This window comes from Speluncibacter jeojiensis (assembly GCF_029589495.1).
GTDB classification, from domain to species: Bacteria; Actinomycetota; Actinomycetes; order Mycobacteriales; family Mycobacteriaceae; genus Speluncibacter; species Speluncibacter jeojiensis.
This window is the reverse complement of sequence record NZ_JAAIVF010000001.1, coordinates 474,273-495,049: the sequence shown is the minus strand read 5'-3', so window position 1 is coordinate 495,049 and position 20,777 is coordinate 474,273. Positions and strand designations below refer to the sequence as shown.

Here is a 20,777-nt window from a genome sequence, read left to right as displayed (position 1 = left end):
CTGCTGCTGCGTACGCTCGCGGGCGGGATCTGTGGCAGTGATCTGCCGCTCTTCCGTGGCCGGCGATCATGGCTCTGGCAGGCCGAGCGCGGTGGTGACGTTTCTCAGGAAGAACCTGACCCTGGTATCCGGGGTGACCAGGGATCGTGGCCGAGCGTTGATCAGTGCGGGGGCGTACCTCGCGGCGCACCGCGATCTCGAGAGCACGTACGTCACCGACCTGTTCTCGATGGACAACGTGCAGGAAGCGTTCGCCGTAGCGGCAGCCCCGGCGCGTGGCCGGGTCAAGGTCGCGGTCACCACCTGACCTAACCGCCGGTCGCCGGACGGTAGTGAACAATCGAGAAGAAGGTACGCGAAATGAAACTGGGTGCGGCGATCGCCGAAATCCTCAAGGCCGAGGGGATTGACATCATCTCCGGCTATCCGCTCAACTACGTCTTCGAATACGCGGCCGATGTCGGGATCCGGCCCGTGATCACCCGCGCGGAACGCACGGCGGGGCACATCGCGGACGCCATCTCACGGGTCAGCAGTGGGGAGCGGATCGGGGTCTACGCGACGCAGCACGGGCCGGGGATCGAGAACGGCATGGGCGCCGTCGCCCAGGCCTTCGGGGAATCCGTGCCAATTCTCGTGCTCCCCATGGGCTATCGCCGCGACGAGGCCCACGTGTCGCCGAACTTCAACTCCACGATCAGCCTGCGCACCATCGCGAAGTCGGTGGAACCACTCAACGATCCGAATCAGGTCGTGGCGGTGTTCCGCCGGGCGTTCAGCCGGCTGCGGAACGGTCGTGGCGGGCCTGTGGTGGTGGAGATCCCGCGGGACATGTGGTTCGAGGACGTGACGGAGCCGCTGGACTACCGGCCGGTGGTGGCGACGCGGTCCGGCCCCGACCCGATCGACGTCCGCCGAGCCGCGGACATGCTGGTCCGGGCGGAACGGCCGGTGATCTACGCGGGGCAGGGTGTGCACTACGCGAAGGCGTGGCCGCAACTGAAGCGGCTCGCGGAGACGCTCGCGATCCCGGTCACCACCAGCCTCGAGGGCAAGAGCGCGTTTCCCGAGGATCATCCGCTGTCACTCGGCTCGGGTGGCCGGGCGATGCCGCGTACGGTCCACCATTTCCTGGAACGTTCCGATGTGATCTTCGGGGTCGGTTGCAGTTTCACGCCCACGGACTTCGGCGTGGCGATGCCGAAGGGCAAGAAAGTCATCCATGCAACGCTGGACCCGGCACACTTGGACAATGGGGTGCCGGCCGATGTTGCGCTCATCGGCGATGCGGCGCTGACGCTCGGCGCGCTGCAGGAGGCGGTCGATGGTCTGGTCGACGAGGTTCGCGACCACGCCCCGGTGGCGGCGGAGATCCGGTCCGTACACGAGGAGTGGCTGGCCGAATGGATGCCGCTACTCACGTCGGACGAGACACCGATCTCGGCCTATCGTGTGATCTGGGAACTGATGCAGGCGGCCGATCCGGCCCGGACGATCATCACCCATGACGCCGGGTCGCCGCGGGACCAGCTCTCGCCGTTCTGGAAGTGCACCGAGCCGCTGACGTACCTGGGCTGGGGTAAGACGACCCAGCTCGGCTACGGGCTCGGGCTGGTGATGGGCGCCAAGCTCGCCCACCCGGACAAGCTGTGCGTCAACCTGTGGGGGGACGCGGCGATCGGATTCACCGGGCTCGAACTGGAAACATGTGTGCGAGAGCGGATCCCGGTGCTGTCGATTCTCTTCAACAATTCGTACATGGCCATGGAGACCAATGCGATGGGGCTCTCGCAGCGCAAGTTCGGCACGATGAACATCTCGGGTGACTACACCGCCATGGCACGTTCGCTCGGTGCCTACGCCGAGCGGGTCACCGACCCGTCAGAGGTGGCCGCGGCGCTCCGTCGGGGTATCGGGCAGACGGAGGCCGGCAACCCGGTGCTCCTCGAGTTCATCACATCCAGGGAACTACGCATCTCCACACACGGCGCCGACACCTACATGTCCCCGGTACCGGACAACTTCCCCAAGCCCGTCGAACGGAACCGTTGATGCCGCAGCCGCTCCGGGCCGACGTGTCGGCCGACCTCGGGACCTCGCTCTCGGACCGCTCACGGAGCAAGCCCGGGTGAGTCTGGGCGCTGCCGGCGAACGCGTGCAGGACTGGCCGGCACGCCGGGCCATTGACCCGGACCGGCGGCGTTGTCACTGCGCTGGTCCAACTCACTCAGGTGCGGGGGCCTCTTCAGGTGCTTTCGTGGCCGCTTGGGCAGCGTGTCGCTTGCCGCCTGTGGCGGCCAGGGCGAGTACCGCGAGCATTGCGCAGGTGAAGATCACCAGTGCCATCGGCAAGGCTCCGGCCGCTGTGCCCGTGATCACGAGCGGGGACACGACCGCGCCGACGGAGAACTGCAGCGCGCCCAGCACGGCCGATCCGGTGCCGCTGCGGTCGCGAACCTGGTCGAGCGCGAGCGCGGCCGCGTTGCCGAAGACGAAACCCGTCGCGCCGGCGAGCACGAACATGATCACGAGCAGCGGCCGGCGTCCTGCAGGATCGATGACGACGACAACGACCATCACCGCCGCGACGGTGCTCACCGCGGCGATGCCCCAGGTGAGCAGGGCACGTGGTCGGTACCTGCCGACCAGTCGCGAGTTGACGGCATTGGCGCACGTGAGCCCGACCGCGTTGCAGGTGAAGATCACCGAGAATGCCGTGGGGGAGAACCCCATGACCTCCTGAACGACGAAGGGCGAGGCAGAAATGTATCCGAAGATCACGCCATAGGTGAGTGCGAACGCCGCCGCGTAGCCGCGATACCGCCGGACCGAGACCACCGCGACGATGTTGCGTGCGCACTCCCGGACGCTGACCGGGTGACGCCGGCCGGCCGGCAACGTCTCGGGAACATGCCGCCACACCACGGCCAGCAACACCACGGACAGGCCCGTGAGGACGACGAACACACCGCGCCACCCTGCCGGCCCCGCGATGGCCCCGCCGAACAGTGGCGCGACGATCGGCGCGACTCCGACAATGACCGTCAACAGGCTGAAGGTGCGCGCCGCCTGCGGCCCGGTGACCCGATCGGCAACCACCGCCCGGGCGATCACCATGCCGACACCACTGCCCAGCCCCTGCACCAGTCGCGCAACGGTCAGCACCGCACCGCTCGGGGCGAGGGCGCAGATCGCCGCCGCGCCGACGAGAAGTACGAGACCGACGCGCAGGGGCCGCCTGCGGCCGAGACCATCCGAGAGCGGACCGACCGCCAACTGTCCCAGCGCCAGGCCCACCATGAACGCGGTGAGCGTGAGTTGCACCGCCGAAGCTGACACGCCGAGGTCGTCACCGACCTGCGGCAGCGCCGGCAGATACATGTCGGTGGCCAGTGGCCCGATCGCCGACAATGCACCCAGCATCCACAGCATTGACACGGGCAGAGATCGCGCCGAGGCGCTCGGTCCCGGTGGGTGGGCATCGTGTGAAACGGATGCAGACGACATTTCCGCGAGTGTGCCGTCCCGGTCGTGGCCGACACAGTGGAAGTTCCACCCGACGGGAGGTCCATCGGGCGCGGAAGAATTTTGTCCCGGCGCGCGGGACAGGGACTCGCCGCTGCGTCGCACCGCGGGTGACAGTGGGAGGCGTCGTCCCCCTGGAACCGGGAGCCTCGCGAACCTGACGATCACCCGGTTGCCATTTCCCGCCGCCATCGAAGTGACACTGCTGTCGTCCGCATGTGCTTCGAAAGCCGCTGCGGGGAAACGACTCCGATTCGCGTCAATACGATGCTCACATCGAATCGAGGCCTTGAATCAAATGTTTGCTACATGTTAGCTTGCTCTCATTGAACTGGTAGCAAATGTTTGATCAAAGGCCGAAATGCTTCGCGGCGTTTGCAAGAGTCCGCCGCGGTGAAGGAGACAACACGATGACGACATCGAGTGTGGCGACCACTCGTCTGGAACGGGGCAGGCCGGCCTCGGTCGGCGAGCTGAGGAACCGCGCGGACTGGCTGCGGCTCGAAGTGATCGACATGATCGACGGGGCCGGTCTGGGGCACTACTCCAGCACGTTCTCGTGCGCCGAGATCCTCGCCGTTCTGTACTACCGCGCCATGCGGCTGGACCCGGCGCGGCCGGACTGGGCCGACCGCGACCGGTTCCTGCTCGGCAAGGGGCATGCGGCGGTGGGTCTGTGGCCGATCCTCGCCGATCTCGGCTACTTCGACCGTGCGGAACTGGACCGCTTCGGCTACCTGGGCAGCAATCTCGGCGACCACCCCGACATGCGCAAGGCGGCCGGCGTCGACTTCAGTTCCGGCTCGCTCGGGCACAACCTGTCCGTCGGGGTCGGCATGGCGATGGCGGCCCGGCTGCACGGCTCGGACCACCGCACCTTCGTGCTCACCGGGGACGGCGAGATCCACGAGGGGCAGGTGTGGGAGGCGGCGATGGCGGCGAGTCACTACCGGCTCGGCAACCTCGTGGCCATCGTCGACGCCAACGGCTACATCGGCAGCGGCCCGACCTCCGAGCTGATGGGCATCGAGCCGCTCGCGGACCGGTTCGCGGCATTCGGCTGGCGCGTCGTCGAACTCGACGGACACGACGTCGCCGCGCTGGTGCAGACCCTCGACGGGCTGCCGGCGCCGGACGACGACCGCCCGGTGTGCATCGTCGCCCGAACCCAGAAGGGCAGGGGCGTCTCGATCATGGAGCAGGCGCCGCGCGCCTGGCACGTCGGCTGCCTGACGCCCGAACAACGCGAGGCGGCCGTCGCCGAGGTCACCACCCGGATGCAGAGGGAAACCGCATGAGCGCCACCACGAACCGGTCCAACGCGATGGAGGACGTCTTCTCCGACGAGGGGCAGGCCTCCTCGCTCAACATGATCGGCCGGGCGCTCGCCGACCTCGCCGACCGCCACCCCGACGTGGTGGTGCTCTCGGCGGACCTGGGTTCGGCGCTGTCCGACCTCAAGCAGCGGCACCCGAGCCGGTACATCGAACTGGGCATCGCGGAGACCAACACGATCTCGGTGGCGGCGGGGATGGCGGCCTCGGGTTTTCGTCCGTACGTCCTCGCGTTCGCGCCGTTCGGAATGATCAAGTGCGCCGAGCAGATCCGCACCGACCTGGCCGCCACGATGATGCCGGTGACACTGGTGACCCGGCTCTCCGGTCTCGCCATGGGCTACTTCGGGGCGAGCCATCACGCGGTGGAGGACCTGGCGATCGCGCGGGCGATCACCAACCTGACGGTGATGGCGCCGGCCGACAACGCGGCGACCGTGGCCCTGCTCGAGCAGAGCCACGACGAACCGGGGCCGGTCTTGCTGCGGGTCAGCGAGGCCACTCGGCCGGTGTATCCGGCCGCCCCGATCCTGCAGCGGGGGCGGTTCGGCCGGGTGCGGGACGGCCGGGACCTGACGATCATCGGCACCGGGGCGGGTGTGGGGTGCGCGGTGGCGGCCGCGGGCGTCCTCGAAGACAACGGCATCCACGCGGCAGTGCTGGACGCCGCGTACCTCAAGCCGCTCGACGACGACGCGATCCTGGCGGCGGCCCGCGCCACGGGCGCGATCCTGACCGTGGAAGAGCACAACGTCGTCGGTGGCCTGGGCTCGGCGGTCGCCGAGGTCCTCGGGCGTCATCGCGTCGCGATCCCATTCGCGTCGGTCGCGCTTCCCGACGAGGACCTCGAGGTCGGCGTCCCCGCAGATCTGTTGTCCCACTACGGCATCACCCCCGAGGGCGTCGCCCGCGAGGCGCTGTCCCTGCTGTCGCGTTGAGCTGGATCCGGGAACCTCACTGTCAGGAGATCACATGAACAAGAGCTGGTTCGGTCTCGTCGCCGCGTGCGCGACCTCTGCCGTCGTCCTCTCGGCATGCGCGGGCACCTCGAACGCGACAGACGATGCGTCCGGCCCGTACCGGGTGCTGATCACCGCCGGGCTCGGCGGTCAGGGCACGCTCGCGGCAAACGCGCAGACCTCCGTCCTCGCGGCGAAGGCCGGCGCACAGCTGATCAACGAATCCGACGGCATCGGCGGGCGCAAGGTGGAGCTGACCGTCGTCGACGACGGCGGCGACCCCACGACCGCGGTGACCAAACTGCGCGAGGCGATCTCGTCGAACCACAAGCCGGACCTCTACCTGGACTCCGGGCCGTCGGCGATCACGACGGCGGTGCTGCCGGTGCTGGGACAGGCCAAGATCCTCTCGTTCAACATCAGCCCCACCTCCGACTCGTCGAACCCGAAGAAGTTCCCGCTGAACTTCGACATCGTGCCCACCACCGCGGAGGAGGCGGACTCGATCGCCGACTACGCGAAGGGCAAGGGATACACGCAGACCGGTGTCCTGCACGGCAACACGAGCTTCGGCGTGAATTTCGGCGCCGCGGCCGAGAAGTCGCTCGAGCAGGCCGGGATCACGGTGTCCGGCAACGAGTCCTACGACACCACCGCGCTGGACATGACCGCGCAGCTGCAGGCGTTGAAGAACTCCGGGGCGAAGGCGCTGGTGGTCGACGCCTACGGCGCGCCGCTCGGCTACATCCTGCAGAACCTGCAACGCCTGGACTGGAACGTCCCGCTGATCGGCGACCCGGCGGTGTCGGGCACCAACCTGATCGCCACCGCGCCGCCCACCGGTGTGCTCGGCACCCCGCAGGTGGCGAACCTGGTCACCCAGGTGTATCGGAGCACCGTCTACGACGCGCACGATGCGGCGGTCAACAAGATGGTCGACACCATGGCCTCGCTCGGCCACATCCCCACCTCGCTGATCCAGGCGCCGAACTTCGATGCCTTCCAGTTGGTGGCCGCGGCCGCGAAACAGGCCGGCACCACCACGGATCCGAAGAAGCTGGCGACCGCGCTCGAGTCCGGTGAGACACTCGCGAACGTGACGACCGCCTATCTTCCCCGGTACCGCTACAGCGCCACCGACCACGCGCCGACTCTCGGAACGGACGTGTTCGAGTTCGTCGCCCCCACGGCGCTGGTGAACGGGCAGTTCGGCAACCCCGCCGCGGGCACGGTGCAGCATTGACCGTGGTGCAACATCGAAGGGCGCAGTAGCGCCGGAGGATCGTGAGTCTTGAAGACAGTTTCCGAGCAGCCGGATTCGGAATTGCTCACCGCCGGAAGGCGCAGCAGGACCGCCGTGATCACGGCGGTCCTGTGCCTGACCGGTACCGTCGTTTCGCTGCTGCAGACGATGGTGGTTCCGCTGATCCCGGAGTTCCCGGCGATCTTCGGGGTCAGTCAGGACGACGGTTCCTGGCTGATCACCATCACCCTGCTGACCGGGGCGGTCGGCACGCCCATCATCTCGCGGCTGGCGGACATGTTCGGCAAGCGCCGGATGCTGCTGATCTCCCTCACGACGATGATCGTGGGTTCGCTGGTCGCGGTGCTCGGCGGCAACTTCACCGCGGCGCTGATCGGGCGCGGCCTGCAGGGCCTGTCCGTGGCGCTGGTTCCCGTCGGCATCTCCATCCTGCGTGACGAACTGCCGAGGGCGAAGGTGGCGGCGGCGACGGCGCTGATGAGCGCCACGCTCGGCATCGGCAGCGCGTTGGGGCTGCCGCTGTCGGGCTTCCTCGACATGCACTTTGGCTGGCAGAGCGCCTTCTGGGTGCCCGCCGCCGTCGGCATCGTCATGTTCGCGGCGGTGGTGCTGATCGTCCCCGAATCGCCCGTCCGCACGCCCAGCCGGTTCGACTATTTCGGCGCGCTGCTGCTGTCCGGTGCGCTGAGCGTGCTGCTGACGGGAATCACCAAGGGCGGCGCCTGGGGCTGGACCAGCGGCCCGACGCTGCTGCTGTTCCTGGCGAGTGCGCTGCTCTTCGCGGTGTGGATACCGTACGAGCTCCGGGTCGACTGCCCGCTGGTGGATCTGCGGACCTCCGCGCGTCGACCGGTGCTGCTGACCAACATCGCATCGGCGTTCGTCGGATTCGCGATGTACGCGAACATGCTGCTGACCACGCAGCAGTTGCAGATGCCGCTGATCGCCGGGCACGGCTTCGGGATGACGGTGTTCGCGGCCGGCGTCGCGATGGTCCCCTCGGGACTGGCGATGGTGCTCTTCTCGCCCCTGTCGGCGGCGATCACCACGCGGTTCGGACCGCGGGTCACCCTGATCACCGGCGCGTTGGTGATGGCGGGCGCCTACGTCGCACGGGTGCTCCTCACCGGTTCGGTCGGGTGGATCATCGCCGGTGCCGCGTTGGTGAGCATCGGGACCGCGATCACCTACGCCTCCATGCCGATGCTCATCATGCGCTCGGTGCCGGTCACCGAGACCGCCGCTGCCAACGGCCTGAACTCGTTGCTGCGGTCCGTCGGCACCTCCACGTCGAGTGCGTTCGTCGCCGCTGTGCTCACCACCATGACGATCGGGCACGGCCCGGTGGCGCAGTTGCCGTCGCTCGGCGCCTTCGAAGCCGTGTACTGGACGGCAGCGCTGGTGAGCGTGCTCGCGGCCGGTGTGGCGCTGTGCATTCCGCGCAAGGCCGCCCGCGCGGAACCGGGTGCGGTCGACCCGTAGCGATCGGCTCGATCCGGTCGATCGGCCCGTCGCCGGCTGGTAACTTGCGCAGACAGAGCAGGTAGCAGACGTTAGATCGGCTGAGAAGCGTTGCGGCGACGCAGCCGACCGCCGCGACCGAGGAGACGCGATGACGGACCACATGCCACTGACCCACCGGACCGTGCGGGTCGGCGAGATCGACATGCACATCGCCGAGCAGGGGAGCGGTGATCCGGTGGTGCTCTGCCACGGGTTCCCGGGTCTCTGGTACAGCTGGCGTCACCAGCTGCGGGCGTTGTCGGCGGCCGGCTATCGGGTGATCGCCCCCGACATGCGCGGCTACGGCCGCACCGATGCTCCGTCGGACCCGAGCGGGTACGACCGCCGGCACACCGTCGACGACATGGTCGGCCTGCTCGACGCGCTCGGCCTCGAGCAGGCGGTGTTCGCCGGCCACGACTTCGGTGCGCAACTCGTGTGGGATCTGCCGAACTGGGCGCCCGGACGGGTCCGGGGGTTGATGCAGCTGAGCGTGCCGCGGACGCCGCGCGCGCCGATCCGTCCGACGATCGGCTTCCGGCACCTCGCAGCACAGCATTTCGTGCACCTGCACTACTTCCAGGAGTACGGTCCGGCGGATCGGGAGCTCGGTGCGAACCCGAAGGAGTTCCTGGCGAAGATCTTCCACGCGCTCAGCGGGGCCAACCGCTACCTCGACTGCTGGGACTTCCCCTCGGAGGGCAACGGCTATCTCGACGTGCTCCCGGATCCGCCCGCGCTGCCGTGGCCCTGGCTGGACGAGAACGAATTCGGTTACTACGTCGAGGAGTTCACCCGGACCGGGTTCACCGGCGGGCTCAACTGGTACCGGGCCGACGACCTCGTCTGGGAACAGGACGAGCACCTGCACGACCTGCCGATCACCGTCCCGACCGTGTTCATCGCCGGCTCCCAGGATCCGGTGCTGGAGATGATGGGCGACAAGCCGTTCGAGACGATGACCGCGATGGTGCCAGGACTGCGTTCCACCCACGTGGTCCCCGGTGCCGGGCACTTCGTTCAGATGGAGGCGGCAGACGAGGTCAACCGCTTCATGCTGGACTTCCTGGCTGGGCTCGACTGAGCCGCGGAATCAGCGGGGTTCCGGAGCAGGCGCGGGCTTCGGCGCGGTCACCGCGGCGGTGGTCGCCGCCGCGGCGGGCGTCGACGCGACGGGTGCCGTCCCGGGCGTGTGCAGCTGAGCGGCCATCCACGGCAGGGCGGCGGGGAACGCCGCCGAGGCGAACTGCCAGGTGTGCCCGCCCGGGGCGGTGTGCACCGAGCAGCTGATCGCGTCCTTCGTCGCCGCCGCACAGAGCTTTTCGGCGGCGCCCGACTCGTCGGTGTCCCGGGTGTTGTCCTGGCCGCCGAACCCGTTCGGGGCCGAGTTCTGTTGCGTCGGGCGGTGGAATCCGCTGAAGTTCTTGCCCTTGGCGCCCTTCCACATTCCGGGGCGGTTGGGTGTGCCGGTGTCCTCGAACCAGCCCGACACCCCGGTGTACCTGCCGTGTGCCTGCATCACGGTGGTCGGGTCGAACTTCGCCCACTGCGCGGGGTTTCCTCCGTAGAGCCGGTCGATCGTCTGCGCCTTGGTACCCGCGGTCGGACCGAGATCGCCGGCGATGTCCTCGAAGCTGCTGAACAGGTCGGGGTGCATCACGGTCAGGTCCACGGCGCAGGTGCCGCCCATCGACCACCCGACGATGCCCCAGTTCGCCGCCGCGGACGACGCGCCGAAGTGCGAGATGACATACGGCCGCACATCTTCGGTGAGGTGCCCCGCGGAGTTTCCGCGCGGCCCGTCGACGCATTCGGTGTCGTTGTTGAAGCTGCCGCCGGCGTCGACGAACACCAGGATCGGGGCCTGGCCGCCGTGGGACTGCGCATACCCGTCGATCACCGGGATCACGTTGCCGCTGCGCATCCAGTCCGCGGGGGTGTTGAACTCGCCGGCGATCATCATGATCACCGGCAGCTTCGGCGGGGTCTTGCCCGCGAACCAGGCCGGCGGCAAATAGACGTACTCGGTGCGGTGATTGAACCCGCTTGCCGTGTCCGGGATGTCGACCGACACGACCTTGCCGGTCGACATGGTGGTCCCGCGCAGTCCGGGCAGCGCGGAGGCGTCGACCTGATCGGGCAGTGGACCGGCGGTGACCGCGCCCCAGGCCGCCTGCACGGTGGGGTAGTAGCCGACCCACTGGTTGAGCACGAGCAGCACGCTGGCCAGGCTGAGCGGGATCGCCAGCACCGACAACCCGCGCCGCCACCACCGGGTACCGCGCCAGCCGAGCGCGGCTACCGCGACGGCGGCGGCGGCCACGCCGGTCCACACCCACAGTGCGGCGGGCGCGGGATCCGAGGCCAGCCCCTGCGAATCCATGTACCAGCGGGCGAGGAGGGCGCCGAGCACGCCGATCACCACGCTGACCGGAACCCAGACCACGCGCCATCGGCCGGTGCGCCAACCGACGACCGCGATCAACGCGACGACGGTGACGATCTCGATCGTCAGTGGCAGCCAGCCGCCGAGCAGCGAGACGCCGGTGTGGTACCCGCCGGGGTGAAAGGCCGCCTGCGCCGCGCCGGGTGCGCCGGGCCCATGGACGGGTGCAGGAGTGGGCGGGGGCGGTGTCGTGGTCATCGGATCAGCCCTCGTAGTGCGACATGTCGTAGACGGTGGCGGACCCGACGGTGACCGGCTTGAAGTGCGCGGCAACCCAGTTCGTGATGTCGGTGTGCCCGCCGAACCCGCTCATCCAGCCGCCGGCGGCGGGGCCCTGGTGCGCGGGTGCGGCCTGGGCGTCGGCAGGCTTGCCGTGGCCGGTCGGGCGATGGGCCGGGGTGGCCTGGGCCGGGTGGCCGGCGGCGTCGTCCGCGGGCTTCCCTGCGGTCGGCAGACCCCGGTTCTCGACGACATAGTAGGTCACCTGGTGGTTCTTCACGTAGTCGATGAACTGTCCCAGCGTCGGGGTCGGGTCGTCCATGAACCCGCCGATCGCCATCACCGCGGTGTTGCTGGACAGCTCCAGCGCCGCCGCCGGCGAGGACCGGTCGATCGCCGCGGACCACTTCGTGTGGGTGGCCGCGAGCATCGCGTCGAGTCTCGGGTTGCTCTCCGAACCGCCGAAGAACTTCGCGAACGCGGCGAACTGGTCGCCGTCCTTGCGGGCCGGCCCGACGGTCGGGCTGCCGCCGGTGTGGGACACCGGCACGGTGGCGAAGGTGTAGGCGGCGCTGCCGCCGAGGATCCCGACCACACCGAGCGCCAGGAACACGGCCGAGAACCGCCGGACGGCGGCGATGGAACCCAAGGCCAGACCGACCGCGGCGATCACCGTCACCGCCAGCAGCACCCACCGGAGCCACGGCAACCAGCTCGAATTGCGCTGCAGCAGCACGAATCCCCAGACTCCACCGGCCAGCACCAGCGCGGCCAGGCCGAACCTGCCCAGCCGGCGGTCCCGGATCGACCACATCTCGTGCACACCCAGACCGACGAGCCCGGCGATGGCCGGTGCGATGGCCAGCGTGTAGTACGCGTGGAACATGCCGTTCATGTAGCTGAAGACGATCCCGTCGACGATCAGCCACAGGCCGAACACCAGCGCGGCGCCGCGGACCAGATCGGTGCGCGGGCGACGGCCCCGCGAGACCAGCACCAGCACGAACGCCAGCAGCGCGACCGGCAGCAGCCAGGAGATCTCGAAGCCGAGTTCGCCACCGAACAGTCGGGTCAGTCCGACCGATCCCGCGCCGAAGCCGCCGTGACCGCCGTGGTGCGGCAGCGTCAGCCCGTCGGGCAGCTTCAGGTCGGCCGGGGGCTTGAAGTGCGGCATAGCGTGTCCGCCGCCGTGATTCCGGCCGAGGATTCGCGCCAGTCCGTTGTAGCCGAGGACGAGGTTCATGAAGTTGTTGTCGGTGGATCCGGCGAGGTAGGGGCGGGTGTCGGCGGGCCAGATCAGGGTGATCAGGATGTACCAGCCGGAGGCGGCGGTGAGGGCGGCGGCGGCGCCGAGGAGGTGTAGGAGGCGTTTGCCGAGTGTGGTGGGGGCGACGATGAGGTAGGCGAGGCCGAGGGCGGGCAGGACCATGAGGCCTTCGAGCATTTTGGCGAGGAAGGCGAGGCCGAGGGCGACGCCGGCGAGGGCGATCCATTTCGCGGAGGCTTTGGGTAGGGCGCGGAGGGTGGCGTAGACGGCGGCGGTCATGGCCAGGACCATGACGGCGTCGGGGTTGTTGAACCGGAACATCAGGGCGGCGACGGGGGTCAGGGCGAGGGCGGTGCCGGCGAGCAGTCCGGCGCCGCGTCCGGCGATGCGGGTGATGGCGCCGTAGAGGAGGGCGACGGCGGCGACGGCCATGAGTGCTTGGGGGATGAGCATGCTGGCGGAGGAGAAGCCGAAGATCTGGCCGGAGAGGCCCATGACCCATTGGGACAGGGGTGGTTTGTCGACGGTGATGAAGTTGCCGGTGTCGAGGGAGCCGAACAGGAGGGCTTCCCAGTTGGTGGAGCCGGCTTGGGCGGCGGCGGCGTAGAACTGGTTGCCCATGCCGTTGACGGTGATGTTCCACAGGTAGGTGACGGCGGTGCCGGCGAGGAGCAGGACCAGGCCGGCTCGTTCCCACCCACGCCGCGACAGGCCCAGGCGGCGCGGCGGGGCCGAGGCAGGCTCTGTTGGCGCGGCCGACGGGGGAGTGGCCGGGGCGGCATCACTGGTCACAGTCACCAGCCCACTATCGGCGCGGGTGCTGTGGCGGGCCTGGGCGAAACCTGGCAATGCGCTGGGGTACCGGAATCGGCAGCATCTTCACAGCCCGCTCTCACCCGGAGGACGGCGGAAGCGCGTTCACTGTCGTCCGGGTGCCGAGCCACGGTGCCTGCGGCGACCGCCCCTCACCCGGCCGCGGTGCCAGCCGCCCCGAGAAGGACAGGACGAGAACCGTGAACGCTGCCGTCATTCAGGACGTCATCCAACTGCTCAGCGATCTGGCCGCCGGTGCGGGGAACAACGCGAACACCGGCACCAACGACACCACCCCGAGCGGGACCGGTACGGGCACCGGCATCCTCAGCCTGCTCAGCGGCCTCAGCTCCTAGCCCGCACCGGAACCGTGGCGTGCGACCGTTCCGGATCGCATGTCACGGTTCGGCTGCGCCTGCCTCGTCCGCGTCGACAGTTGGATTACCGTGGGAGCGCCGCCGTGAAAGGACGAATCGCATGAATGCAGCCCTGGCCGGTACCGGCTTCACCGCCCTGCGTGTCGTGGCGCGCGGTCAGCACGCGCAGTGGCGGCACACCCACGTCCAACCGGGAATCGGACCGATGCTGCACCTGGTCATGCACATGCTCATGGCCGGGCTGACCTGGCACGCGGTCGAGCACGTCACCCGCAGTGGTCATTGGGTCGCCGGATTCGTCGTCCTCGCGTTGGCCGTGGTCGCGGTGGCGGCATTCGTGTTGCGACGTAACCGGATCCTCTGACCCGGGGTTGGGGCTGCGCGGCCCGGGCGGCGGCTCGGCCCGGCTGTAGAGATCGCGTCGGCCCGTGGCCCGGGGGATGGGTGTGGCCGCGTGGCAAAACTTGCAGGTTTTCGCAGACCTCCGAGTCTGTGAACTCTGGGCCGCGGCCGAGCACCCTCCCCTGAACCGGCATCAGCGTCGAGCGCGGGGACGGCCATCCGCACCCGCAGGAAGCTGGTCACCGGGGCTTTTCCCGCGTCCGGGTACTCTGGTCAACCGTGCTTGTGCTTGCCATCGACACCTCGACCCCCGCCGTCACTGCCGGAGTGGTTCGACTGTCCCGGCACTCTGCCGACACGCTCGCGACCCGCGTGACGCACAACGCCCGCGCGCACGCCGAGGTGCTCACTCCCCAGGTGCTCGAGGCGCTGGCCGAATGCGGTCACGCCCTCGACGATCTGGACGCGGTCGTCGTCGGGGTCGGACCCGGCCCCTACACGGGGCTGCGGGTGGGCATGGCCACCGCCGCCGCATTCGCCGACGCCCTGGGCATTCCCGTGCACGGTGTGTGCAGCCTCGACGCGATCGCGGCAGAAGCCCACGCCGAAGGCGATGTCCCCGGCAACCTGCTGGTCGTGACCGATGCCCGTCGCCGCGAGGTCTACTGGGCGCGTTACGAGGGCGGGCGACGCGTGGCCGGTCCCGCAGTGCTGGCTCCCGCCGAACTCCCGGCGTCGCCGTCGGTCGCGGTCGCGGGTTCCGCCGCGCACGCGGAGCTGTTCGACCTTCCCCCGGTCCCGGTGCACAGCCCGACCCCGGCGGGCCTGGTGTCGGTCGCCGCCGAGTCGCTGCTCGCCGGGGCCGTTCCCGCGCCGCTGATGCCGCTGTACCTGCGGCGTCCCGACGCCGTCGAACCGAAGCCGCGCGCGGTCCGGGCCGCGCAGTCGCCCGCGACGCAGGCGGGCGCGGGGTCCGGCTCGTGACGGTCACGCTCGACGGCCTCACCGAGGCGGACGCGCCGCGCTGCGCGGAACTCGAGCGCATCCTGTTCCCCGGCGACGGGCCCTGGCCGGCGTCGGCGTTCGTCTCCGAGCTGAGGGCGCGGCACAACCATTACGTCGCGGCCCGGGCCGACGGAGTACTGGTCGGTTACGCGGGGCTCGCGGGGCTCGGTTCGGCGCGCGACCCGGAGAACGAGGTGCACACCATCGGCGTGGACCCGGCCCAGCAGGGCCGGGGCATCGGACGGCTGCTGCTCGACGACCTGCTCGCCGCCGCCGACGCCCGGGGCGGTCCGGTGTGGCTGGAGGTGCGCACCGACAACGAGGCGGCCATCGGGCTCTACCGCAGCGCGGGCTTCGAGCTGATGGGGCTGCGCAAGCGCTACTACCGGCCGAGCGGCGCGGACGCATACACGATGAAGCGGCCGCCCACGGGGTCGGAACAGAGCGGACGAGATCTTGCCGGCGAGGAGGCCTGACGATGATCGTGATGGGGATCGAGAGCTCGTGTGACGAGACAGGGGTGGGCATCGTCGAACTGCGGCCCGACGGTACCGTCACGCTGCTGGCGGACGAGGTCGCCTCGAGCGTCGACCAGCACGTCCGCTTCGGCGGTGTGGTTCCGGAGATCGCGTCGCGGGCGCACCTGGAGGCCATCGTTCCGACGATGCGCCGGGCGCTGGCCACGGCGGGGATCGCCAAGCCCGACGTCGTCGCCGCCACGATCGGTCCCGGGCTGGCGGGTGCACTGCTGGTCGGTTCGGCCGCGGCCAAGGCCTACGCCGCGGCCTGGGGCGTGCCGTTCTACGGCATCAACCACCTGGGCTCGCACGTCGCCGTCGACGCACTCGAGCACGGACCGTTGCCGGCGAGCGTGGCGCTGCTGATCTCGGGCGGGCACACCCAGTTGCTGCACATCCGCAGCCTCGGCGAGCCGATCGAGGAACTCGGCACGACCGTCGACGACGCCGCCGGCGAGGCCTACGACAAGGTGGCCCGGCTGCTCGGCCTGGGTTACCCGGGTGGGCCGGTCCTCGACAAGCTGGCCCGCACCGGGGACCCGCGCGCGATCGCGTTCCCGCGGGGGATGACCGGCCCGCGCGACGCCCGGCACGCCTTCTCCTTCTCCGGACTCAAGACCGCCGTCGCGCGGTACGTGGAGAAGTGTGAGCGCACCGGCGAGCCGGTGCCCACCGCCGACGTCGCGGCGAGTTTCCAGGAGGCCGTCGCCGACGCGTTGACGATGAAGGCCGTGCGGGCCTGCACCGACGTCGGCGTGTCGACGCTGCTGCTCGGCGGCGGTGTCGCGGCGAACTCGCGGGTGCGCGAGCTTGCGGAGGAGCGCTGCGCGGCCGCCGGTGTCGAACTGCGCGTGCCCAGCCGACGGTTGTGCACCGACAACGGTGCGATGGTCGCCTCGCTCGGGGCGCATCTGGTGGCGGCCGGTGCGCAGCCGTCGCCGCTCACGGTGGCCACCGACCCCGGACTGTCGGTCACCGTCAGCCAGCCGTGAACAAGGGTTGAGTGCTGGCACTCGCCTGTATAGAGTGCTAGTCGGCACTGAGTCAGTCTCGGCACCCGCGACGACGGGGCTGGTCGAAGGGCCGCACACCTGATCGACCAAACCTGTTCCGGGAATCAGACCCGGGACTGAACCACTGAAAGTGGAGGGCTCATCGTGGCGAGCGTGAACATCAAGCCGCTCGAGGACAAGATCCTCGTCCAGGCCAACGAGGCCGAGACGACGACCGCCTCCGGCCTGGTCATCCCCGACACGGCGAAGGAGAAGCCCCAGGAGGGCACCGTCGTCGCCGTCGGACCCGGCCGCTGGGACGAGGACGGCGAGAAGCGCATCCCGCTCGACGTCAAGGAAGGCGACGTCGTCATCTACAGCAAGTACGGCGGCACCGAGATCAAGTACCAGGGCGAGGAGTACCTGATCCTCTCGGCGCGCGACGTGCTGGCCGTCGTCGGCAAGTAAGAAGTCGGCAAGCAAGACACTGGCCGTGAACCGCCCCGGTGAACCGTCGCTGCGACGGGCCCGGGGCGGCACGCGTTTCGGGCGCCACCACAGCCGCGGACCGGCCTGCGCCGCTCCGACGCCGGCAGCCCCGCGTGGCACGAGATAGAGGAGAACATGGCAAAGCAGATTGAGTTCAACGAGGACGCCCGACGGGCGCTCGAGCGCGGTGTGGACCAGCTCGCGGACGCGGTCAAGGTCACCCTCGGCCCGCGCGGGCGGCACGTGGTGCTGGCGAAGGCGTTCGGCGGCCCGACGGTCACCAACGACGGCGTGTCGATCGCCCGGGAGATCGAGCTCGAGGATCCGTTCGAGAACCTCGGCGCCCAGCTCGTCAAGAGCGTCGCCACCAAGACCAACGACGTCGCCGGCGACGGCACCACCACCGCGACGGTGTTGGCGCAGGCGCTGGTGCGTGCCGGGCTGCGCAACGTCGCTGCCGGCGCCAACCCGATCACGCTGGGCAACGGCATCGCCAAGGCCGCCGAACAGGTCGAGCAGGCTCTGCGCGCAGCGGCCACCCCGGTCGCGGGCAAGCAGGCCATCGCCCAGGTCGCGACCGTGTCCTCGCGCGACGAGGAGATCGGTGAGATGGTCGGCGAGGCGATGACGGTCGTCGGCGTCGACGGTGTGGTCACCGTCGAGGAGTCCTCCGGACTGCACACCGAGCTGCAGGTCACCGAGGGCGTGCAATTCGACAAGGGCTTCCTCTCGCCCTACTTCGTCACCGATCTCGACGAGCAGAAGGCGATCCTCGAGGACGCCTACGTGCTGCTGTACCGGGAGAAGATCAGCTCGCTGCCCGACTTCCTCCCGCTGCTCGAGAAGGTCGCCGAGTCCGGCAAGCCGCTGCTGATCATCGCGGAGGACGTCGACGGCGAGGCGCTGTCGACGCTGGTCGTCAACGCCATCCGCAAGACGATCAAGGCCGTCGCGGTCAAGGCGCCGTTCTTCGGCGACCGCCGCAAGGCGTTCCTCGACGATCTCGCCGTCGTCACCGCCGGTGAGGTGATCACCTCCGACGCAGGGCTCACGCTGTCCGGTGCCGAGCTCACCCAGCTGGGACGCGCGCGCCGGGTCGTGGTCAGCAAGGACGAGACCACGATCGTCGAGGGTGCCGGATCCACCGCGGACATCGAGGTGCGGGTCGCGCAGCTCAAGGCCGAGATCGAGCGGTCCGACTCCGACTGGGACCGGGAGAAGCTGCACGAGCGGCTGGCCAAGCTGGCCGGCGGCGTCGCGGTGATCAAGGTCGGCGCCGCCACCGAGACCGAGCTCAAGGAGCGCAAGCACCGCGTCGAGGATGCGGTCGCAGCGGCGAAGGCCGCGGTCGAGGAGGGCATCGTGCCCGGCGGCGGCTCCGCGCTGGTCCACGCCGCGAAGGCGCTTGCCGAGCTGGAGCAGAGCCTGTCCGGCGACGAGGCGACGGGCGTCGCGGCGTTGCGCACGGCGGTCACCGCCCCGCTGTACTGGATCGCGGCCAATGCCGGCCTGGACGGATCCGTGGTGATCAACAAGGTCACCGAGCTGCCGGAGGGCAGCGGGTTCAACGCGGCCACGCTCACCTACGGCGACCTGCTGGCCGACGGCATCGTCGACCCGGTCAAGGTCACCCGTTCCGCGGTGGTCAACGCCGCATCGGTCGCGCGCATGGTGCTGACCACCGAGAGCGCTGTGACGGAGAAGCCGGCCGAGGACGACGCGGCAGACGCGCACCAGGGTCACAACCACTGACGGTTGAGCCGGACCTGACCGGAAGGGGCGGTGCGGGAGGGGATCGCTCTCCCGCACCGCCCTTCCGTTTGCGCCTCGTCGAGACCGGTCGCCGGGTGCTTCAGGCCACGCGGTCGCGCTGCAATTGTGCGGCGACACGCCGGCCGGCGCCGGACCGCACCGCGGCCTCACGCTCGGATTCGCTCATCCCACCCCAGATGCCGTACGGCTCGGCGACGCGCAACGCGTGCTCGCGGCACTGGCTCAGCACCGGGCAGGTCTCGCACAGCTTCTTGGCGTTCGACTCCCGTGCGGCGCGTGCCCGCCCGCGCTCGCCGTCCGGGTGGAAGAACACCGCAGAGTCCACACCGCGGCAGCGCCCCTGCATCTGCCAGTCCCAGCGGTCCGACAAAGGGCCGGGAAGAATGTGCGGTCGACTCATGAATAAACACTCCTGACGTTGTGTAGGCGTGCCTTCCCCCTGCGGATCTCGCCGGGAAGGCGCGGAACCGAGATCAACCCTATGCAGAAATGAGAATTCGAGTCAATGCTCTACGGGGCTTAATTCGCCGGGGTCACGATCGCCGCGGTATATGCGCATTTACCGAGACCGCATGGCACGTAAATAGCATTGCCGCAGGTCGTGTTTGTTGAAGATTGCGCGTACTTCTTGCGCAAGCATCTTCGCCGGGATCTGTATACCCCCGATCGGGGGTGATTGATCACGCCGACTCTTCCATTTGTGGCGAGGCGGTGAACGAAGTGGAAACAGTCGGAGTCGTGATTTCTCTGCCGGGCCGAGAAGTTTGCAACGCGAAATCCTTGCCCAATGCAATGCTTGAATGGGGCACAAAATTTCATCAACCGGCGATGTCGAATTCCGCATATCGGGAAGCACGGGTTGAGCTGGCGGCCTTCGACTTCAACAGGGCGGCGTCACCGGTGAGTGGGGTTCGGCCCTAGTGTCGCGGTGTGCGGGAGAGCTCAGTGTGTGCAGGTGTGCAGACGGACGCGATGCTGCTGCGGGCGGCGTTCGGGGACGGCGGCGAGTGCCAGAGGGAGCGTCACTGCCTGTTGCCGGAGCCGACCGGACCGCAGCAGCGCTGGCACCGGGCGGTCGTTCACGGCGGGCGGGGGGAGTACGCGCGGGCCCGGGCCGACCTCGACGAGTTGGCTCGCGATCCGCGCGCCGGCCTGTGGCGTTCGTTCGCGGCCAGCACGCGGGCCTCGCTGCTGCGGCAACTGGGCGGGCACCGGGCCGCCGCGCCGCTCGACGGTCGCGCACTGGCGCTGACCGCGACGGGGATGCCGGAAGACCCTTCATCGGTGACCGCGGCGCGATGCGACGCGCTCACCGGTCTTGCCGCTGATGCGCTGGGCTGTGGCCGGTTCGATCTCGCCCGACGGCTGCTCGATCGCGTCGCGGCCGAACTGGACGGCGTCGATCTGGAGGTGGTGGAAACGGAGTCTGCCGAACCGGAGAGATCGGAACCGGGCACGGTCGATCCGGGAGAGGCCGGGGATCCGCTGTGGCGGCCGCGGCTGCGGCTGCACTGGGTGTCGGCGGAGACCGCGATGGCCTCGGGTCGCCCGGGCCCCGCGCTGGAGCACGCCGAGCGCGGCGTCGACCGTGCCGCGCGGTGCCCGTCGACGCGGCACCGGATCAAGTCCGACCTGATCCTCGCGGCGGCGCTGTGCGCGGCCGGACGGGGTGAGGAATCCGCGGAGTTGGCCGAGCGGGTGGCGGACGACTGCGCCCGGACCGGCCTTGTCCCGTTGCGGTGGGCGGCTGCGATGTTGCTCACAGCCGTGCGGCCGACCGGGGGATTCGATCGGGTCCGCGACGACTGCGCCCGCGCGATCGCGCGGGGTGGCGGAGTGCTCGGCTGACCGCGACAGAGCTGTGATCGCGCCGATCCCAGGGTTGGACGCCCCACTCGGTAGGGTTGGCGTGTTCTACCTCCGGTGGGATCGCGCTCGGTTGCCCACGCCG

At 69.5% G+C, this 20,777-nt stretch carries 19 protein-coding genes; 15 read left to right on the top strand and 4 right to left on the bottom strand.

Annotated elements, in window-relative coordinates; all coding sequences use genetic code 11:
• Positions 1 to 94: 94 nt before the first annotated feature.
• Entirely contained in the window at positions 95 to 307 is a 213-nt protein-coding gene (locus G4X40_RS02180; protein ID WP_277829859.1) for an MDR/zinc-dependent alcohol dehydrogenase-like family protein, read from the top strand.
• Positions 308 to 360: 53 nt separating this feature from the next.
• Entirely contained in the window at positions 361 to 2,052 is a 1,692-nt protein-coding gene (locus G4X40_RS02175; RefSeq protein ID WP_277829858.1) for a thiamine pyrophosphate-requiring protein, read from the top strand.
• A gap of 171 nt (positions 2,053 to 2,223) precedes the next feature.
• Here the strand turns inward: G4X40_RS02175 and G4X40_RS02170 are convergent, their stop codons facing one another.
• Complete coding sequence (locus G4X40_RS02170) at positions 2,224 to 3,423, bottom strand: multidrug effflux MFS transporter (protein ID WP_332520095.1); 1,200 nt, start codon at positions 3,421 to 3,423, stop codon at positions 2,224 to 2,226.
• Between the two features lie 512 nt (positions 3,424 to 3,935).
• Here G4X40_RS02170 and G4X40_RS02165 point away from each other — a divergent pair.
• From G4X40_RS02165 to G4X40_RS02145, 5 genes are all read left to right on the top strand, one after another.
• Positions 3,936 to 4,823 (top strand): transketolase, encoded by an 888-nt coding sequence (locus G4X40_RS02165; RefSeq protein WP_277829857.1) that lies wholly within the window; start codon positions 3,936 to 3,938, stop codon positions 4,821 to 4,823.
• Positions 4,820 to 5,797: a transketolase family protein gene (locus G4X40_RS02160; RefSeq protein ID WP_277829855.1), complete on the top strand. Its 978-nt coding sequence runs from the start codon at positions 4,820 to 4,822 to the stop codon at positions 5,795 to 5,797. Before G4X40_RS02165 ends, G4X40_RS02160 begins: the two co-directional genes overlap by 4 nt.
• 34 nt (positions 5,798 to 5,831) lie before the next feature.
• Complete coding sequence (locus G4X40_RS02155; RefSeq protein ID WP_277829854.1) at positions 5,832 to 7,061, top strand: ABC transporter substrate-binding protein; 1,230 nt, start codon at positions 5,832 to 5,834, stop codon at positions 7,059 to 7,061.
• Positions 7,062 to 7,109: 48 nt separating this feature from the next.
• On the top strand, positions 7,110 to 8,564 hold the full coding sequence (locus tag G4X40_RS02150; protein WP_277829853.1) for an MFS transporter: 1,455 nt from the start codon (positions 7,110 to 7,112) through the stop codon (positions 8,562 to 8,564).
• Positions 8,565 to 8,694: 130 nt separating this feature from the next.
• Positions 8,695 to 9,669 (top strand): alpha/beta fold hydrolase, encoded by a 975-nt coding sequence (locus G4X40_RS02145; RefSeq protein ID WP_277829852.1) that lies wholly within the window; start codon positions 8,695 to 8,697, stop codon positions 9,667 to 9,669.
• A gap of 9 nt (positions 9,670 to 9,678) precedes the next feature.
• Here the strand turns inward: G4X40_RS02145 and G4X40_RS02140 are convergent, their stop codons facing one another.
• Positions 9,679 to 11,229: an alpha/beta hydrolase gene (locus G4X40_RS02140; protein ID WP_277829851.1), complete on the bottom strand. Its 1,551-nt coding sequence runs from the start codon at positions 11,227 to 11,229 to the stop codon at positions 9,679 to 9,681.
• A gap of 4 nt (positions 11,230 to 11,233) precedes the next feature.
• Positions 11,234 to 13,315: an ArnT family glycosyltransferase gene (locus tag G4X40_RS02135; RefSeq protein WP_408642095.1), complete on the bottom strand. Its 2,082-nt coding sequence runs from the start codon at positions 13,313 to 13,315 to the stop codon at positions 11,234 to 11,236.
• Between the two features lie 215 nt (positions 13,316 to 13,530).
• Here G4X40_RS02135 and G4X40_RS02130 point away from each other — a divergent pair, with 215 nt between their 5' ends.
• The 7 genes from G4X40_RS02130 to groL all read left to right on the top strand — a co-directional run bounded on the left by G4X40_RS02130 (position 13,531) and on the right by groL (position 18,805).
• Positions 13,531 to 13,686 carry a hypothetical protein gene (locus G4X40_RS02130; RefSeq protein ID WP_277829850.1) on the top strand — a complete coding sequence of 52 codons (156 nt, stop codon included), beginning with the start codon at positions 13,531 to 13,533 and terminating at the stop codon, positions 13,684 to 13,686.
• 121 nt (positions 13,687 to 13,807) lie between these two features.
• On the top strand, positions 13,808 to 14,071 hold the full coding sequence (locus G4X40_RS02125) for a hypothetical protein (protein WP_277829848.1): 264 nt from the start codon (positions 13,808 to 13,810) through the stop codon (positions 14,069 to 14,071).
• Positions 14,072 to 14,328: 257 nt separating this feature from the next.
• Positions 14,329 to 15,033 carry a tRNA (adenosine(37)-N6)-threonylcarbamoyltransferase complex dimerization subunit type 1 TsaB gene (gene tsaB, locus G4X40_RS02120; RefSeq protein ID WP_277829846.1) on the top strand — a complete coding sequence of 235 codons (705 nt, stop codon included), beginning with the start codon at positions 14,329 to 14,331 and terminating at the stop codon, positions 15,031 to 15,033.
• Positions 15,030 to 15,530, top strand: a complete 501-nt coding sequence (rimI, locus tag G4X40_RS02115; protein ID WP_277829844.1) for a ribosomal protein S18-alanine N-acetyltransferase — start codon at positions 15,030 to 15,032, stop codon at positions 15,528 to 15,530. Before tsaB ends, rimI begins: the two co-directional genes overlap by 4 nt.
• 2 nt (positions 15,531 to 15,532) lie before the next feature.
• Complete coding sequence (gene tsaD, locus G4X40_RS02110; RefSeq protein WP_277829842.1) at positions 15,533 to 16,564, top strand: tRNA (adenosine(37)-N6)-threonylcarbamoyltransferase complex transferase subunit TsaD; 1,032 nt, start codon at positions 15,533 to 15,535, stop codon at positions 16,562 to 16,564.
• Between the two features lie 165 nt (positions 16,565 to 16,729).
• A complete protein-coding gene (gene groES / locus G4X40_RS02105) occupies positions 16,730 to 17,032 on the top strand; it encodes a co-chaperone GroES (protein ID WP_277829840.1) in 303 nt (100 codons plus the stop codon).
• A gap of 156 nt (positions 17,033 to 17,188) precedes the next feature.
• On the top strand, positions 17,189 to 18,805 hold the full coding sequence (gene groL, locus G4X40_RS02100; RefSeq protein ID WP_277829838.1) for a chaperonin GroEL: 1,617 nt from the start codon (positions 17,189 to 17,191) through the stop codon (positions 18,803 to 18,805).
• 100 nt (positions 18,806 to 18,905) lie between these two features.
• Here the strand turns inward: groL and G4X40_RS02095 are convergent, their stop codons facing one another.
• Positions 18,906 to 19,226, bottom strand: coding sequence for a WhiB family transcriptional regulator (locus tag G4X40_RS02095; RefSeq protein WP_277829837.1), 321 nt, complete (start codon positions 19,224 to 19,226; stop codon positions 18,906 to 18,908).
• A 557-nt stretch (positions 19,227 to 19,783) separates the two neighbouring features.
• On the opposite strand from G4X40_RS02095, the gene G4X40_RS02090 reads away from it, so the two are divergent.
• A complete protein-coding gene (locus tag G4X40_RS02090) occupies positions 19,784 to 20,674 on the top strand; it encodes a hypothetical protein (RefSeq protein WP_277829834.1) in 891 nt (296 codons plus the stop codon).
• Positions 20,675 to 20,777 lie beyond the last annotated feature (103 nt).